Below are 17238 nucleotides of genomic sequence, written 5' to 3' on the forward strand. Positions count from 1 at the left end.
TCGAAAACGGCTTTACGATATTTGGCTGGGAACACTAAATGATATAGCAAAACACTTACATTATGGCTCTTATGGATGTATTCACTCATTTTTCTATTATACGCCGCGAGCGGCGGGGAATTAGACCCGAAGAGATTAAAATCATTTTTATTTGTTTAGATTCCTTAACTAGAAAAACTTTTAGTCTTAAGATAATATTAGGTGGGGGTCTAATAGCCAGTTTCAATGCAGTGCAGCCGATAACGAGATGACTATTCAGGAGAAGACAAGTCGCGGAAAATCTGGCTGGCGATGGCTGCACTTCGGCGAATTTGTTCAATTTCGGAAAGAGCTTGCCAATTTTCGGTGTCTATATTAGTTTTGCTCTGGCCATTACGCATAGTATAGGCGTAGGGACGGGCAAAAACCTGTAAATCTTCTGGAGACCATTGGGGAAAAAGCTCGCTAAGACAAACAACAAGGCGATCAAAGTTATCTAATTGACTATTAACTAGATTTTCAGCACTTTCTACTAGACTATTTAAATGTTCTGCTGGCAGTAAAGAGGCAAATTTATCAAAGATATTAGACCGGGATGAAACGGAAACTGTCGGGAATTTTTGGTGTAAACTGCTAAAGAATCTATGAGCTTGTGCCTCGAGCGCCGTCGCTTCTAGTCCTTCACACAGAGAAAAAGGCGTTTCTGTCACGTCTAAGGGATCATGACTCTCAACAGCGGTTACATCCCAGGGATAGGTGACTTCTTCTTCGATCAGGATTGCCAGAAGTTCCTCGGTAATCTGTTCGGATAGGGATAAATGGCTCATAAATAATACTCCATATTTTGGCCTTTGTGGCGTTCAATGAGTAACTACATCTCGGTTTTGACAATTCCCGAAGCTACCAACAGACTTCTGGTGGAAGTCAGACGAGAGGTACTCTTGCCATAGTAGCAATAATTAACCCCTGCATATTATAGCGGTTTTCACAGAAGTGAGTCCCGATTGAAATGCTGAAACGCCTATCTATCAAGGGATTTACTATACCTTATGAGACTGAAAACCGCTATATTATTGATTACTTTTTGACTTTTGCCAGGGGTTGATGAGAAAAGTGACATAAACTTGTCAACGCCTGAATTTGGTTATTGGCTAACTCTTCTAGGTTAATCGATCGTAGCTCCTGAGCAATTGTACTAGGATAGATAAAATTGCTACGGCGTTTTATTGACTGGTGTGACTAGATAATTTTGCTAACTTTCTGCTGACATTTGCTCCCCCATCTCCCCACTCCCCCATCTCCCTAATCTCCTATGGCTTTTAAACAGGATTTAGTATTAGTACAGTCGCCAGGAATTACCAGCAGCGATCACTTAATTTACCCACTGGATTTTTGTGAGAGAATAGTTAGGGATAATTCTGCTTTGATCTATGATCAAAAAAACCTCTAGAAAACCACGCTATACTCAAATTCGCTGGCTCTGTCAAATAATTGTCGCCCTGATTGTCTTCATGTTGCCGGGGACAATTACTCTGCGACTGGTTTTAGCTTTTCTTAATGCCTAAACCTTACCCGACTACACCCAGAAAAATCTGACTTAATCCTATGAAATTTGTACCGTTTGTCGATATTAATCAAAGATATGCAATGCCAACTACAGCATCTCAAGCTAGAGGATGGATGAAAAAAATTGGGCATACTTTGGTAATATTTGTTGTAGTTTTACTACTGACTCTCACCTCTCCTCTTTTGGGAATAGCTCAAAATCCGACACAACCGGAAAATAAAATTGACGGCTTTCCAGTTATGTTAGATGGAAAAACTCTCTTTTTTATCCGGCGGGGAGTTTCTTCATTTTCGGCGGAGGAGAGAGCTAACGCTATTACCCGGAGAATTGAAAGAATTGCTCAAAATGATTCTATTCCTGTTGAGAACCTGACAATTAAGCAGATTCCTGATGATAACTCACTTTATTTAAGTGTAGATCAAGAAGTAATTCTAACGGTGACGGAGCGAGATGCAAAAGCCTATCGTTCAACGCCGGAGGTTTTAGCTCAACAAGCTTTACAAAAAATTCAGGTTGCTATCGCTCAATATCGCCAAGATCGAAAACCCGAACAACTACTTAAGAACATCATTTATACGGTTATAGCCAGCTTTGTCTTCCTGATTATTAGCTTTGCAGTTATCAAAATTTCAGGGAAGCTATTTCCCTTTATTAGACGTTTGATTGAATCCTTGACGCCAGGCATTCAAATCGGGAATGTTGAGATCATATCTTCCTCTAATATAAGCTTTTTTTGGCTGCGAGTTCTTCGGATAATTCGCTTACTTGTTCTCTTTTTATTATTATTTAATTATGCTACATTTATACTTCGTTTATTTCCCTGGACAAGAGTTTTTGGTGAGAGTATTTTAGGCTATTTTTCTCAATCATTAGAACTGGTTTTATCCTCTATTGGCCAATATCTTCCCAATGCCTTTATTATTGCCATAATCATTTTTATAACCTACTACTTAATCGGGCTAATCAAGCCCTTTTTTACAGCAATAGAAAGAGGAAATCTGGTTATTCCTGGTTTTTATACTGATTGGGCTAAACCGACTTACAATATCCTATTAGTCATAATTATTGCCATAGCAGCAATAGTTGCTTTTCCCTATTTGCCCGGTTTTGATTCCCCTGCTTTCCGAGGTGTTTCTGTTTTTCTCGGTCTTCTTTTATCCCTTGGTTCTACTTCGGCAATCGCCAATGTTATCGGGGGAATTATTCTTATCTATACCCGTGCCTTTCGCATCGGAGATCACATTCAAGTAGGAGAGGTAATTGGCGATCTAATTGAAAAAAACTTCTTAGTAATTCGCATTTGCACTCCCACTAATAAAATTATTACTATTCCTAACTCATCTTTATTAAGTAGTAATGTGATTAACTTTAGTATTTCCTCGCGGGAATTAAACAGAAATCTAATTATTCAGACAACGATTACCCTAGGGTACGATCTGCCTTGGCGAAAAGCCCACAAAACCTTAATTGAAGCGGCTCTAGAAACTGTGCATATTCTCAAAGAACCCGCCCCTTTTGTCCTGCAAACTAGCCTGGATAATTTTTACATCAGTTATCAGTTAAACGCTTACACTAACCAACCCAATTTGATGGTAATAATTTATTCAGAACTCCATCAAAATATTCAAGATAAGTGTAATGAAGCTGGGATTGAGATTCTCTCTCCCAGTTACACCTCCCTACGAGATGGAAATACAACAACCATTCCCGAAAATTATTTACCTTCCGATTATGTTGCGCCTCCCTTTCGTGTTCAATCTTCAGACAATCAGGAAAACAACACATTATGATAGTAAATCCGTTCTTAAGCACTCACTGTTGGCGGATTATTAATATAATGGGCTAATTCAAGTCTGAATTGCATCACTGTCCGATTTACCTTCATAGAATAGCTCATTCGGGGTACGATAGTTAAGACATTTTCGAGTACGATTGTTAATCAAGTTTACGGCTCTTTCTACCTGCTCTGGCTTAAGGATTTTCAAATTCGTTCCCTTAGGAAAAAATTGTCTCAATAGTCCCTTAGTATGCTCGTTTAATCCCCTCTCCCAAGAACGATAAGGAGCTGATTTGTTTTTGTATTGATCGGACAGTACCTGATCAGCCTTTCTTTGTTAACTATTGAGGTTGATGCCTTTCATTTTTGAATTGGCTATTACTTAAAAATAATTGTCTTAGTCAAACATTATAGCAGTTATCTTAATGGTGAGACAGGAAGTTTTTTTGGGGAGTCGATCATCAATAGCAAATTAGGTTGTACTTTATCCTGATGAGAAAGGCTGTAACACAACTAAAGTTTTTAAATTGAGTAATCGATAACTTTCTCACTTTTATTGTCAAAATCAGTGAGTAAGGTTGCTTTTCTCGGTTTTAAATGTACCGTTTGTTCTGGTTGTAACTGTAATTGCTTGTATTCCTCACGATTGAGATAAGCCACCACCATTTCCCCATCGGCTAACATTAATTCTACCTGTATTTCCCAGCCTAAATGAATAACTCTTTTTACCACTGCCCAACTATTCAACCCATCTTGACTGGGCATAATTTCGAGGTCGTGGGGACGGATAAAAACGGTGGAATTATCCCCCGGATGATGTCCATTTCCTAATCCTGCTAAACTGGGTAAGATATTCACTTCCCCAATAAACTGCATCACAAAAGGTGTGGCGGGATGATCATAAATTTCGGCGGGAGAACCCACCTGTTCAATTTTACCATGATTCATCACAACAATCGTATCGGCCACTTCCATTGCTTCCTCTTGATCGTGGGTAACAAAAACACTGGTAACGTGAACTTCTTCGTGTAAATTTCTCAGCCATACCCTTAATTCTTTTCTGACTTTTGCATCTAAAGCTCCAAAGGGTTCATCTAATAATAATACATTCGGTTGAATGGCTAAAGCGCGGGCTAAAGCTACTCTTTGCCGTTGTCCTCCCGATAATTGGGCGGGATAGCGATCACCTAATCCTTGTAATTGAATTAATTCTAATAGTTCCTCAACTTTTTTCTTAATTGCTGGCGATTTTTGCTGGCGAATTTCTAGACCAAAAGCAATATTTTGACGAACAGTTAAATGTTTAAATAGGGCATAATGTTGAAAAACAAAGCCGATATTTCTCCGTCTAGGATCCAGATGGGTGGTATCTTGTCCGTTAATGATAATTGCGCCACTATCGGGAGTTTCTAATCCCGCAATTGAACGTAATAAGGTGGATTTTCCCGATCCCGATGGTCCGAGGAGGGCGACTAATTTGCCTTCAGGAATGGTTAAACTGATATTATCTAAAGCTTGAAAATTGCCGAAACGTTTGGAAACTTGGTGGATAGTAATACTCATATTTTTAGGTTAATTGTAGTTATGTAGTGTGAATTTTGTGGGCGGTTTTACGTTCGAGAATTTCTTTGATAATTAAAGTAACTCCGGCTAGTAAGGCGAGAATAGCCGCTGCACTAAAAGCGGCAGGAGTGAGATAATTTTTATAGGCCTGTTCTACGAAAATTGGCAGGGTGGCAGTTCTACCTAAAATACTGCCAGAAACCACAGAAACCGCCCCAAATTCTCCCATCGCCCGGGCATTAGTTAACAGGACTCCGTACATCAATCCCCAACGAATATTGGGTAAAGTTACGCGCCAGAAAATCTGCCAATCATTTGCCCCTAAAGTGCGCCCCGCTTCCTCTTGTTCTAAGCCAATTTCTTCTAAGACTGGGATAACTTCTCTAGCGACAAAAGGCATGGTGACAAAAATAGTTGCTAATACCATTCCGGGTAAAGCAAAAAGTATTTTTATACTGAAAAGTTCTAGAAAAGAACCTAACCAACCATTACGCCCATAGAGCAGTACAATCATTAAACCCGCTACCACGGGAGAAACGGCAAAAGGCAAGTCAATTAAACTAATTAATAACGTTTTGCCACGAAATTGATTGCGAGCAATTACCCAGGCGGCACAAAGTCCAAAAATTGTGTTTAAAGGTACAGTAATTAGGGCAATAATTACTGTTAATCTTACCGCTTCGATAAAGTCAGAAGTTCCCGCCGCTTCTAAAAAAGCTTGGAATCCATTGCGAAAAGCATAGTAAAATACTGCCGCTGCTGGAATAAATAATAATAGTGCCAGATAGACAAGGGCAATGATAATTAGTAGGGGTTTGTAATCCCATTCTTTCGGTTTAGTTAAGGCTTTTGGATTCTGCATTTTTGATCTGTCTCCAGTCATACTCTAATATTTTTTACTCTTTACTTAACTCGGTATTTTTGCCCCCATTGTTGCAGGAAGTTAATTACTACTAACATGAACAAAGAAACCAGTAATAAAACCATGCCGATTACTGTCGCCCCCGTGTAATCATATTCCTCTAGTCTTTGGAAGATTAAAACTGGGGCAATTAAATCCTTAAAGGGAATATTAGAGGAGATGATAACTACGGAACCATATTCACCGATCGCTCTGGCAAAACCGAGGGCAACTCCTGTTAAAATAGCGGGTAGTATTGTGGGAAAAATAACTCGCCAGAAGATTTGCCAAGAGGAAGCACCGAGGGATAAAGCCGCTTCTTCTACTTCTTTTTCCATTTCCTGTAAAACCGGCTGTAGGGTGCGGACAATAAAGGGTAAAGCGATAAATAACATCGCCACAAAAACCCCTAAAATGGTAAAGGATATCTTAATGCCAAAGGGGGCAAAAAATTGACCGAGCCAACCGTTATCACTGTAAACTGTGGCTAGGACTAAACCGGCAACAGAAGTGGGTAAAGCAAAGGGCAAATCCACACAAGCATCGACAATTTTTTTACCCGGGAATCGATAACGCACTAATACCCAAGCGATAATAGTGCCAAAAACTCCGTCAATTAATCCAGCAATTAAGGAAGTAAAAAAAGTGACTTGGTAAGCGGATAAAGAAATCGGTAAAGTGGCAACACGCCAAAATTCGGCCAAACCAAGAGTTAGGGATTTAGCAAATAGTGCCGCTGCCGGTAAAACCAACAAAACCACTAGATAACTAATGGTAATTACCCAAGGAATAGAAACTTTTTTCAGGGTTTGACTAGGAGATAAAGATAATTGTGGGTTAGCCATTGTTTATTATTGCTAGAGATTACCAATTGTCCGCTTCTTCAAGAACTTGTGCTGAATCATACCAAACTTCTACATCTAAATCTGCCAGATAGGAAAGGGCATTTTCTATCCCTTGGGAGTTGCCTTGTAGTTGTAGATCGAACCAGCCATCTTGATTATTATTTGCCGCTAACAAAGCGGAAAATATATTCACTTTTAGACCAGGAAAAGACCCTAAACGTGCTATGATTGGCTCGTTAATATATTGTTTAGGAACCCGAATTTTTATTCGTCGGGACGTGGGGCGATCAAGTCCTGATTGATCGAGATGTAAGTCACTTTGGGGATGATTAATAGTTTGCCATTGAGGTTGATTATCCATGGTTTTTCTCCTTAGGATTTACCAGCTTTAGTCAGAATTTTATCGAACAAGCCTCCATCATCAAAAAATTGCTTTTGTACCTGATCCCAACCGCCTAAATCCTGCACGGTAAAGAGATTTTTTATCTGAGGAAATTTACTCTCAAACTCTTTAACTATAGTCGGTTCAACGGGACGAAAACCAACTTTAGCAAATTCTCTTTGTGCCTCTGGGGTAAATAAAAACTGCACAAAAGCTTCGGCCACTTTTCTCGTACCTTTTTTATCCACATTGGCATCAACAACCGCCACGGGATTATCCACAGAAATGTTATAATCGGTGGGAACAGTATAGGCTAAATTCTCACCTTTTTGGTTAGCAAGAATCATCTCGTTTTCGTAATTAATTAGCACATTTCCCTGGCCCTGTTTAAAAAATACATCACTAGATTCGCGAGCATCTCTAGGTAAAACTGGCACATTTTTAAACACCTTTTCGACAAAAGTTTGCGCCTCTTGTTCACTGCCTCCCGCTTGCGTCACCGAACCCCAAAGAGCGAGAAAATTCCAGCGCGCTCCGCCGGAAGTCTTGGGATTAGCGGTAATAACTTTAATATTATTCTTGGCTAAATCTGACCATTGATTAATTTTAATATTGGCATCACGAGGAACAAAAGCCACTACAGATTTATGAACAATAGAGTCATTGGGTGCTTCTTTTTCCCAACCGGGTTGAATTAATCCCGCTTGCTCAATTTTCTTGGTATCCAAAGCTAAAGCCAACGCTACCACATCCGCTTCTAAACCATCGATAACGGCACGAGTTTGGGAACCGGAACCGCCATAACTCTGTTCAAAAGTGACTTTTTGCCCCGTTTTTTGTTGCCATTCCTCGACAAATTTGGGAATGATTTTTTCGTAGGCACTTTGGGTGACAGCATAGGAAACAAGCGTCACAGTCACGGGTTTTTGGCTGTCATTGCCGCTATTGGTGGGGGATGGGGTGCAAGATGCCAGCATTCCTCCCGTCAGGACAGTTGCCATGAGTAGGGATAAACAAGACTGGGATGACTGCATCGGCGGCGCTCCTAAGCTTTACTCTGAGGTTGTATCTGTTTTCAGGTGTAGTTTAATCCTACAGCACAGGAAACAAAATTTCAATACATTTATAAAACAAATTGGAAATAAGGTGATAACAAGGGAAACTGTGAGAAGATGGAATCAGTGCTACATCTAGGTTTGAGACTATGGGCAAGAGCGTCAAAGCCAAAAAAACAACCCTCCTACAACAACTGATTAACCAGAGTTTTCTCTTTCGCGGACTAGAGGAAGCTTGGTTGAGTCAGTATCTCGATGCCGAGAACCTCAAGCTAGAGACGCTATTTTCCAATCGTCCCGTCTATACGGCTTTTCTCCCCGATGAATTTCTAGATGTTTTGTATGTGATTTTGGATGAGGGTGTAATCGTCGTCCGCAGCACTCCCCTCGACCGGATTATTGCCATTACCTACCCCGGCGGCTGTTTTGGCATGAGGAGTTTACCCTTTAGTTATGGTTTAGCCAGTCGCGCCTTTCCCTGTTTGGTGGAATCCTATAAAACCACCCACGTCCTGAAAATTCCCTTATCGGCGCTAGAAAAGATTTACAATGATAACGAAAGTTTTCGTCAACGGTACTGTTTTTTATTTGAATTACAGCAAAAATTCGAGTATCATTTGCTTAATTGCAGTAGCTATCCACCCCAAGCTGTAGCCACTTTACTCAGAGCCTTAATCTATCAAGAAAGAGAATTAGGCAGTCAACCAGATGCCGAAAATATCTATACTTTTGATCTATCCGTCGATGTGATTGCTCGCGCTTGTCAACTCAATCAACGCACCGTCGAACAGGTATTAAAAGGATTGCAAAACGTGGGATTAATTGCCTCAGAATCGACGGGGGATTTAATTCGGGTACTGGATGCCGAGGGTTTAAAAGAAGTGTACAGTGCCACCAGAGATAAAGTTAATTGGTGGCCCCTAAGATAAGTAGGGTTAGCCTTATTTATTATTGCCATTGACAGCGCTTTAAGGCATCTTCGGCAGCCGCTTTGGTGGCATCCTGTTTCCGTTTGCCTTTACCTGTACCGTAGAGAAGATGATTAACCCGCACTTCGGCAGTAAATTCCCTAGCGTGGGGCGGTCCTGTAACATCGACGATCGCATATTCTGGATTAGAGGCGAAATTGGCCAGCGCCCACTGTTGAAAGAGATTTTTAGCATCGATAAAAGATGGCGATTCCGATTGTTGAGAGACTAAATGAGAGGCTACAGGGATAAAAAGCCCGTGCAGATAGTTTTTAACCGCATTTAACCCCGAATCTAGATAATAAGCCCCAATTATCGCTTCAAAACTGTCCGCTAATAGGGTAGGATTTGATCGCCCCCGATCTTTAATTGCCCCCTTGCCTAAACGCATTAACTCCCCCAGGCCGATTTCGATGCCTAATTGCGCTAATTGTTCTTCTTTGACCAAATTTGACCGCAAACGGGTTAATTCTGCCTCGTTCATGGCGGGATATTTCTGATACAAAAGTTCGCCCACCAAAAAAGCCAAAATCGCATCGCCCAAAAATTCTAGGCGCTCGTTATTTTCCGTCAATTCCGACTGTTCGTTGACATAGGAACGATGGGTTAAAGCTTGGGTGAGAAGGAGAGCATTTTGAAAAGGAGGCAAACAAGACATTACAGAAATGATCAAGTCAAGAGCATTTCTTATCTTAATCCGACCCCACCCCGAATAGATGAGACGAACGATCCTTTTTTTACTGTTTTTTCCGGCTAGTTTAGGCATAATCTCCCAAATCTTCTCACCGGAAAACCTATCCGCTGCTATTCTTGCCCTAGGTACCCTGGGGATGTGTATGGAACAGGCACGCATGGCAGCGGTGGACTTGGCAGAAATTGCCCAATTTCAGCAAAAAACCAGCGATCCTCGCCTCGATCGCTTTTTTATTGTCACAGTTAGTACAATTGTTTTAGAATTATCGGGCTTTTATGTGGCTGCCCTCTGGATAGGATGGGGGTCTTTAATAGTTTTAGTCAGTCAAATTTGGTTTCATTGTTTAGCCAAGATTCAACTGCAGCCAAGCACGGAAACAATCATTGACCATGGCATAGGGCCACGTTTACCCATCTTACTCGCTGACGGAATCGGCATAATCTTCGTGGCTTTCTGGTTAGCCAAAATCGCTCCCCTAATTATGGCCATGACTTTAACGACAATGTTATTAATCTACGGTTCTATTAAGTATAGACCTCTTGTAAAAATCAAAAATCTTCCCTTAGTTGAGGAGTAAGTAGCCAGTATTCGGTCGTCAGGAGAATCAAGAATGAGCTTTAATCAATTAAATTCTCTATTTAGAGATTTTATGCCTATTTTTCTCATTTTTGAACTCTCAAAAATTAATTATCCAAAAACCCTCCTGTAGTCGCTCGAAATTACCGCAGAAATCGAGTGCCTTAATCAACCCGACAAAAAGTTAATTTTAGAGAGAATTCCCCCAGATGAAACCATTACCCGTTATTTTATCGGTAGTCCAGACGCAGGACGGAGCGATCAAATCCTAAAATTGAAATTCCGAGTAATTTTCTGTTAAAATTCCGAGTTCAATCTGGATATAAAATCTCTAGCCTATCGCTCTAATCTGTTGATTTTTTCTAGCCAACGCTGTTCTTGTTCTTGTCGCTCTTGCATATCGTGAAAACTCGGTTTTGTCGGTCCTTGTTCGATGCTGTAGCGATTATATATAGCACTTTTCACGTTACTGAGGTATCGACAAGTTTTGCCAACAAAGGGTTTAAGCCTCTTGCCCATGCCTCATTCTGATGAAAACTGCTATATTTATTAGGTGATAATCGGACAGTGATGCAATTCAAGTCTGAATTGCATCACTGTTCTATGCTGGTCGGACTGAAAGCTCATCGGTGAAACCGAGGGTTCCTTGAAGCCGACATTTTAGGTAAAGACTTTCAGGGTGTTTTGCTTGAGGACTCAAATGGACTTGCTATCGAAAAAATAAAAGTTTAACTTTCCTTGCGCGATGCTAAATAACAAACTACAACTTCTGTTAACCAGGGTAGGCCCATGGGCTGTTGCTGGCCTGCTCGGCGGTTTGATCGGCTCTCTGGCTGCGGTATTGCTGACTGAGGCAATTAAGCAAACCCTCAGGATTGCCTCTGGCCTAGGCAACGTCTGGCTACTGCTGCTGCCTCTGGTGGGCGTTACCTTAGCAGTGCTAGTCCTGTTTGGACTGGGTAAGGGCCAACCTGTGCAGACCTTAGCTCCCCGGGGGGCTACTTCCTCTGGCCGCTGGGGTTCTCTCATGGACTGGTACTCCTTCCCCCATGACATTGCTCGCGCCGATCTGACCGGTGACGTGGTTAACGCATCCGGTGCCGAAGAGCGCTTCCCCTGGAATCTAGCACCGTTGCGGGCCTTGGCCATCCTCTCCACTGTTGGACTGGGTGCGCCCATGGGAACAGAATCACCGGCGGCTCATATTGGCGTGGCAACGGGGACCTGGTTGGGTAGCATAAATCCAGCCCTGCGTCAACTGGTGCGGCCCCTGGCCATCGGTGGCGGTGCGGCCAGTGTTTCTGCCCTGATGGGAATCCCTCTGGTGGGCAGCTTCTTTATGTTTGAGTTGAGTCAGCGACGCCAGGTTCCGATCACCCCGGAGCGAGTAGCAGCGATGTTAGCTGGGGGACTGGTGGGATGGGGAGTCAACGCTGCCTTTAAGCTGCAACTGATCCGGCTGGTGGTGCCGCAGGTTGCCCCGACTGACTTCGGGGATGCGGTGGCTGCCACTTTATTGATCGGAGTGATCGCTGGCACGATTACAGCCCTCACCGGTGAGGCGATCTACTGGGCCAGAGGCTTGCGGGACAGGCCTGGCACTCGTCTCCTCATTGGTGGCCTGGTGATGCTATTCTTGGCGATCGTGATCGGGCAGGTGGCGACCCCCGCAGCGGCTTTTGGACCAGGGGGAGCCGCTATCGTCTGGGCCGAAAACATTGAAACAACTCCTTACCATCTGTTAGCGGTAGCTCTGCTCCGGGCTGCGGCCACTACCGCTGCGGTTTTAGCTGGGGGCTGTGGCGGCGTGTTTGTCCCTTTTCTGGCGATCGGCGACCTCACTGGCCGGGTATTCGCCACCACCTTTGAAATTTCGGGGGATCTGGCCGGTGCAGCGGGGGCAGCGGCCGGTATTGCGGGCGGCTATCGCCTACCTTTGACCGCCGTGGCGATGGTGCTGGGGGTGGGGGGTCCGGGGGCAGCCCAGCTAACCTGCCTTGCTACAGTGGTAGTCGCTGCCCTTTCGGGATTGGTGGCAGCACGGGTAGCCAATCAACTCTCTAGTTCCCTGCGGGCAATGTTCCGCTAGAAGCCACCGTCAGGGGAATTACCTTGATATCCAGAGGGTGCAGGTTCTTTCGTTTATGAAAAAGATAATGGTGTTCAGCTAACCATTCTCAATGCTTCCCCGTCTCCACGGTAAAATAGACAATGCTTACCCTAGTCATGCAAGGCGTAAAATTTCCCAGATTTTCAGATATTCTCGCTAACTACTTTTGTAGGTCTTCATTGGCCCGAAAAATCGCTTCTTGACCATCACTAGAGGCCACAAAACCCATAAAAGCTTTGACTGCTTCACTAGCAGGTTCTTTGTAAACGTAGTAAAGGGTACGCTGCCAGGGATAATTAGGTTCACTGGCTGAAATTCCGTCCACAGCGAGCGCTCTGACGGTTTTTTGGTTGGCGATTTGGCCATAGGTTGCGTAACTAATGCCATTCAGTCCCAAAACTCGCAAGATTGGGGTGGTGGCATCCCTCTCCATCATTTTAAAATTAGTTCCCCTACCAAATTCTCCCCCTTGCAGGACTTCCTGACGAAAACTTTGATAAGTGCCACTAATAGGAGGACGATTAATCACTTGAATAGTAGCAGCAGAACCTCCCACCTCGGACCAAGAGGTGATTTTTCCGGTAAAAATACCCCTAACTTGAGCAGTGGTTAACCCCCCCGCAAAGGGATTTTTTACCCCCACCACAACAGCGATCGCATCTCGAACGATCGGACTAGAAGCCAATCCCTGAGAGCGTTCTGACTCGGTTAAAGGTCGTGACACCGCCGCAATATCGATCGCCCCCCGGGCTACTTCCTCTAATCCCACATCAGATCCTTGAGCATTTGTCAATACCTCTACCCCCTGAAATTTGGCCGTTAAAGCGGCTTTTAAGGCTTGATTAATCTGTACCATACTGGTGGAGCCGTTAATGCGAATTGTCGTGCCACTGGGGATAGAAGTCGGTGGGGCAAAACTGACCACTCGCTGGGGGGAAGGGGGAGGGGGTAGGGGAGAGGAGGCACTTCCTGATGTTGGGGATTTTTGCGGACTTTTACCGCTGCCACAGAGAAAAAATTCTTGACCCGCAGCACATTGACTTTGTAGCCAGAAGTAACCCCCACCTAAAATGCCCGCAGTGGCTAAAAGAGCGATTATTAAAGCAGTTGTTTCGTTTTTTTGAGACATACCCATCATTTGCTGACATTAGGGGGTCGATCGCCAGGACACCAGTGATCAATGGAAGTTTCGATGATATTATCTTAGTGCATGGAAATCCACTCTTAATTTAGGACTGTATATCATGACCCACGCACCTATATCCCCAGTCGTGCTGGTTATCCTTGATGGTTGGGGTTATCGCCCGCAAAGGTCGGATAATGCGATCGCAATGGCGAAAACCCCGATTATGGATAGTCTCTGGGAAGTGTATCCCCACACCTTAATCCGCACCTCCGCTAAGGATGTGGGACTACCAGAAGGACAGATGGGCAACTCGGAAGTTGGCCACCTGAATATCGGAGCGGGGCGAGTTGTACCACAGGAATTAGTACGAATTTCCGACGCGATCGAAGATGGTTCGATTCAACAAAATCAGGCTTTATTAAAACTATGCGCCGAGATTAGCCCTAAAAAAAGCAAATTACACCTGATTGGTTTATGTTCCGAGGGGGGAGTCCATTCCCATCTCGATCACTTACTGGGATTATTAGACTTAGCGAAAGTGCAAGGGATTAGCGATGTCTGCATTCATGTCATCACCGATGGTCGCGATACCAACGTCACCGACGGAATGCCGGCGATTAAACGGATTCAAGAACATATTAATAAAATTAAACTCGGTCGCATGGTGACTCTCAGTGGCCGTTATTATGCCATGGATCGGGATCGCCGTTGGGATCGGGTGGAAAAAGCCTATAACGTGATGACCAGTGATCAAGGTATCGACGGGCGATCGATTACTGAAGTATTACAGGCATTTTATGATCAAAATATTACCGATGAATTTATTCCCCCCACCAGAATTGCCCCGGGGGCGATCGAAGCGGGCGATGGGGTGATATTCTATAATTTCCGTCCCGATCGAGCTAGACAGTTATGTTATGCCCTGACTATGCCCGATTTTGAAGATTTCGATCGAGATTTAATTTCTCCCCTCAGTTTTGTCACTTTCACCCAATACGATCCGAAATTACCGGTAGATGTGGCTTTTGCTCCCCAGAATTTAAATAATATTTTAGGACAGGTGATCGCTCAACAGGGATTAAAACAGTTTCGTTGTGCAGAAACCGAAAAATATCCCCACGTCACCTACTTTTTTAATGGGGGGTTAGAAAAACCCTTTGAGGGAGAAGTGCGCGAATTAATTCCTAGTCCAAAAGTCGCCACCTATGACCAAGCGCCGGCCATGTCGGCAGCCGCGGTGACAGCAGCGGTCTGTGGGGCGATCGAACAGGGGATCTATAGTCTGGTGGTAGTCAATTACGCTAACCCCGATATGGTGGGTCATACGGGCATTTTAGACGCGGCCATGAAAGCAGTGGAAACGGTGGATCTATGCTTGGCTAAGTTGTTAAGTAGCGTCAATAAATTGGGGGGAACAGTGTTAATCACCGCCGACCACGGTAACGCGGAAACGATGGTGGATGAGTCGGGTAATCCTTGGACGGCCCACACGACTAATCCCGTTCCTTTAATTTTAATTGAAGGGGAAGGAAGAAAAATACCCGGCCACGGTGGCGATGTGCAGCTGCGGGATGATGGTCGTTTAGCCGATATTGCCCCCACTATCCTGGAAATTCTCTCTATTCCCGTACCGGTGGAAATGACCGGGCGATCGCTGATTAAACCGGCCGAAGTGGAAATTAAAGCCAGTCGCACTCCCGTCCGCATCTCGCTTTAACAGTGATCAGTAATCAGTAATCAGTAATCAGTGGAAATAATTAAAAAATTGGCTAATTAGGGTTTGCGGCAAAAAGTACGGGCGAAGCATTCGGATAGAAAATCTCCGGTTTCACCGATAGGTTATTGCCCGAATGCTTCGCCCCTACAGGACGCGGGACGATGAAGACGCAAGGTTTTGAACCACGATTCTCTCAAAATCTTGCACCTGTTTCGCGAAACAAGACCCTAAAACCCTTACCTCGTCTATATTTCACCATTATTCAGCAAGCCCTAATTAGCAGAAAAATGACCAATAAAGACCGCTCTCTTGTAGTTATGCTGATCAGCAAATCTTATCGAAGAAAGGGCGTAGGGCATCTTTGAATGTAAGATAATGAACATTTTTCAGCCAATTTCCGAGAGAGCCATAAAAATTTAAAACTTACATCTGATAACTGATAACTGATAACTGATAACTGATGATAACTGCTATACTTTGTAATGGAAAATAGAGAGTAATAATCATGACAGTGGTGCTGGTAGTACAGATTATTTGGGCGCTGGCGGCGGCCTTTCTGGCGATTTTGGTGTTATTACACAGTCCCAAAGGGGATGGTATTGGCGGTATTGGCGGCCAATCACAGATTTTTACCAGCGCAAAAACGGCGGAAAAAACCTTAAATCAGGTGACTTGGGCCTTGGGGACGGTATTTATCACCCTAACTATTGTACTGAGCGCCGGCTGGTTAAATCGCTAAATGCTAAGAGGTCGGTTCTCTTTTCTAGGACTCGCAGCCTTGGCGAGTCTTTTGCTGTTTTCCTATTCTTTGATCGCCGACAGTCGATCGCTACCAGAGTTAAAAACCCATCCTTTACCCGCTAATTTAGCCCAATGGCAAGAGCAAAACCAGTCCGGGGATTATTTTGATGCCGTGGAAATCAGTCCCGTGGGGGCGTTGATTTGGTCGCAATTTCCCGTGAAGATTTATATTCAGAGCGATCGCAGTTCTTGGCTGAGTTTGGTACAACAGGCGATCGCTGAATGGGGGCAGTATTTGCCGATCGAGTTGGTAAATCGGGCAGAATTGGCCGATATCCTCATTAAACGGGAGTTACCGCCCTCGGGAGTCCGTTTTAATCCCGAAACTGGTAAGTTAGAACTGCCCCGGGTGCGTTCTGCCATAACACAATACGAGATTTTTGTCAAGGAAAATCGCCTAACTCATCGGATGAGTATCCAGATTAGTCCTAATTTAGCCGATCGGTCGGCCTTAGCGGCAGCGCGGCACGAATTAGGTCACGCTTTGGGAATTTGGGGTCATAGTCCCCTAGAGACGGATGTGATGTATTTCGCTCAAACTAGAGATATTGCCCCGATTTCTAGCCGGGATATTAACACTTTAAAAAAGGTTTATCAGCAGCCAACTCAGTTAGGTTGGCAGATGAATCAGCTAGGGTATCTAATACCTGAATAGGTAAATATTGCTCTTCAGTCGGTTCTGCTATTAAAAAGTATAAGTTATGGATATACTTAGTATAACTGACTAAGATCCAGAAGATTAACCATCGCTTAAACCTCTATTTCCTCTAGCCATGTCTGAATCACGCTGATTAAGTTGGATTGTTGGGGTTTGAAATATTTGTTTGAGTAATTGTTTCGCTTCTTCTCTTTCTTCGTCTGATAAATAATCTTTTCCTTTGACACTGGAAAGATAGCTTTTGCTATTGCCGACAGCTTGAATATAACGCTGTTTTCCCTGATTAAAAATCTCTGTAAATCTCTGATGTTGCTGCCTTTGAATTTCGTTAGGTTGATTCATTATAAGTATAAGTAAGTAGGTGTTAAAAGTTGTCAAACACCCCCCTTATCAAGCTATCCATTAGTCACATCTTTCTTAACATAAAATTTGACAAAAAGAGAAAAGTGTGCAAGATGGCTCAAGGAGGTTCTATGGGGGAACTAATTTGATGAGATAGTTTCCAAGTCTGGCTGATAT

General features: G+C 43.6%; 18 protein-coding genes and 2 pseudogenes. 8 read left to right on the top strand and 12 right to left on the bottom strand.

Going from position 1 to position 17238, the window contains the following annotated elements; all coding sequences use genetic code 11:
* Together ACOCD9_RS11690 and ACOCD9_RS11695 are read right to left on the bottom strand one after the other, a co-directional pair.
* A pseudogene (locus ACOCD9_RS11690) lies at positions 1-89 on the bottom strand (IS200/IS605 family transposase); the annotation flags it as partial.
* Between the two features lie 162 nt (positions 90-251).
* Positions 252-806, bottom strand: coding sequence for a hypothetical protein (locus ACOCD9_RS11695; protein ID WP_287702282.1), 555 nt, complete (start codon positions 804-806; stop codon positions 252-254).
* Between the two features lie 603 nt (positions 807-1409).
* On the opposite strand from ACOCD9_RS11695, the gene ACOCD9_RS11700 reads away from it, so the two are divergent.
* Complete coding sequence (locus ACOCD9_RS11700; RefSeq protein ID WP_287702285.1) at positions 1410-1544, top strand: hypothetical protein; 135 nt, start codon at positions 1410-1412, stop codon at positions 1542-1544.
* A 40-nt stretch (positions 1545-1584) separates the two neighbouring features.
* Positions 1585-3336: a mechanosensitive ion channel family protein gene (locus ACOCD9_RS11705; RefSeq protein WP_287702287.1), complete on the top strand. Its 1752-nt coding sequence runs from the start codon at positions 1585-1587 to the stop codon at positions 3334-3336.
* 57 nt (positions 3337-3393) lie between these two features.
* Here the strand turns inward: ACOCD9_RS11705 and ACOCD9_RS11710 are convergent.
* The 6 genes and pseudogenes from ACOCD9_RS11710 to ACOCD9_RS11735 form a co-directional block, all read right to left on the bottom strand.
* Positions 3394-3615, bottom strand: a pseudogene (locus tag ACOCD9_RS11710) (transposase); the annotation flags it as partial.
* 230 nt (positions 3616-3845) lie between these two features.
* Positions 3846-4886: a sulfate/molybdate ABC transporter ATP-binding protein gene (locus tag ACOCD9_RS11715; RefSeq protein WP_287702289.1), complete on the bottom strand. Its 1041-nt coding sequence runs from the start codon at positions 4884-4886 to the stop codon at positions 3846-3848.
* A gap of 19 nt (positions 4887-4905) precedes the next feature.
* Entirely contained in the window at positions 4906-5748 is an 843-nt protein-coding gene (gene cysW / locus ACOCD9_RS11720; protein ID WP_110577640.1) for a sulfate ABC transporter permease subunit CysW, read from the bottom strand.
* Between the two features lie 41 nt (positions 5749-5789).
* Positions 5790-6632 carry a sulfate ABC transporter permease subunit CysT gene (cysT, locus tag ACOCD9_RS11725; RefSeq protein ID WP_287702291.1) on the bottom strand — a complete coding sequence of 281 codons (843 nt, stop codon included), beginning with the start codon at positions 6630-6632 and terminating at the stop codon, positions 5790-5792.
* 19 nt (positions 6633-6651) lie between these two features.
* Positions 6652-6993, bottom strand: a complete 342-nt coding sequence (locus tag ACOCD9_RS11730; RefSeq protein ID WP_002802587.1) for an NIL domain-containing protein — start codon at positions 6991-6993, stop codon at positions 6652-6654.
* A gap of 11 nt (positions 6994-7004) precedes the next feature.
* Positions 7005-8048, bottom strand: a complete 1044-nt coding sequence (locus ACOCD9_RS11735) for a sulfate ABC transporter substrate-binding protein (RefSeq protein ID WP_419547531.1) — start codon at positions 8046-8048, stop codon at positions 7005-7007.
* A gap of 170 nt (positions 8049-8218) precedes the next feature.
* Between ACOCD9_RS11735 and ACOCD9_RS11740 the strand changes: the two genes are divergently transcribed.
* Positions 8219-8998, top strand: a complete 780-nt coding sequence (locus tag ACOCD9_RS11740; protein WP_419547532.1) for a Crp/Fnr family transcriptional regulator — start codon at positions 8219-8221, stop codon at positions 8996-8998.
* 19 nt (positions 8999-9017) lie between these two features.
* On the opposite strand, the gene rnc is transcribed toward ACOCD9_RS11740, so the two are convergent.
* Positions 9018-9695: a ribonuclease III gene (gene rnc / locus ACOCD9_RS11745; RefSeq protein WP_419547534.1), complete on the bottom strand. Its 678-nt coding sequence runs from the start codon at positions 9693-9695 to the stop codon at positions 9018-9020.
* A 58-nt stretch (positions 9696-9753) separates the two neighbouring features.
* Between rnc and ACOCD9_RS11750 the strand changes: the two genes are divergently transcribed.
* The gene (locus ACOCD9_RS11750; RefSeq protein WP_419547536.1) at positions 9754-10308 is read left to right on the top strand and encodes a hypothetical protein; all 555 of its coding nucleotides are present in this window, start codon (positions 9754-9756) and stop codon (positions 10306-10308) included.
* Positions 10309-10643: 335 nt separating this feature from the next.
* On the opposite strand, the gene ACOCD9_RS11755 is transcribed toward ACOCD9_RS11750, so the two are convergent.
* The gene (locus ACOCD9_RS11755) at positions 10644-10826 is read right to left on the bottom strand and encodes a hypothetical protein (protein WP_419547537.1); all 183 of its coding nucleotides are present in this window, start codon (positions 10824-10826) and stop codon (positions 10644-10646) included.
* 226 nt (positions 10827-11052) lie between these two features.
* On the opposite strand from ACOCD9_RS11755, the gene ACOCD9_RS11760 reads away from it, so the two are divergent.
* Positions 11053-12396: a chloride channel protein gene (locus tag ACOCD9_RS11760; protein WP_419547538.1), complete on the top strand. Its 1344-nt coding sequence runs from the start codon at positions 11053-11055 to the stop codon at positions 12394-12396.
* Between the two features lie 181 nt (positions 12397-12577).
* Here ACOCD9_RS11760 and ACOCD9_RS11765 read toward each other — a convergent pair whose 3' ends face one another.
* On the bottom strand, positions 12578-13555 hold the full coding sequence (locus tag ACOCD9_RS11765) for a phosphate ABC transporter substrate-binding protein (RefSeq protein WP_419547540.1): 978 nt from the start codon (positions 13553-13555) through the stop codon (positions 12578-12580).
* Between the two features lie 106 nt (positions 13556-13661).
* On the opposite strand from ACOCD9_RS11765, the gene gpmI reads away from it, so the two are divergent.
* The 3 genes from gpmI (at position 13662) to ACOCD9_RS11780 (ending at position 16716) form a co-directional block, all read left to right on the top strand.
* Entirely contained in the window at positions 13662-15260 is a 1599-nt protein-coding gene (gene gpmI, locus ACOCD9_RS11770; protein ID WP_419547541.1) for a 2,3-bisphosphoglycerate-independent phosphoglycerate mutase, read from the top strand.
* 505 nt (positions 15261-15765) lie between these two features.
* Complete coding sequence (secG, locus tag ACOCD9_RS11775; protein WP_002736485.1) at positions 15766-15999, top strand: preprotein translocase subunit SecG; 234 nt, start codon at positions 15766-15768, stop codon at positions 15997-15999.
* A complete protein-coding gene (locus ACOCD9_RS11780; protein WP_419547543.1) occupies positions 16000-16716 on the top strand; it encodes a peptidase in 717 nt (238 codons plus the stop codon).
* 84 nt (positions 16717-16800) lie between these two features.
* Here ACOCD9_RS11780 and ACOCD9_RS11785 read toward each other — a convergent pair whose 3' ends face one another.
* Entirely contained in the window at positions 16801-17061 is a 261-nt protein-coding gene (locus tag ACOCD9_RS11785; protein WP_419547545.1) for a hypothetical protein, read from the bottom strand.
* Positions 17062-17238: the final 177 nt, after the last annotated feature.

Origin of the sequence: Microcystis sp. (assembly GCF_048564745.1) — a bacterium.
GTDB lineage: Bacteria > Cyanobacteriota > Cyanobacteriia > Cyanobacteriales > Microcystaceae > Microcystis > Microcystis ichthyoblabe_A.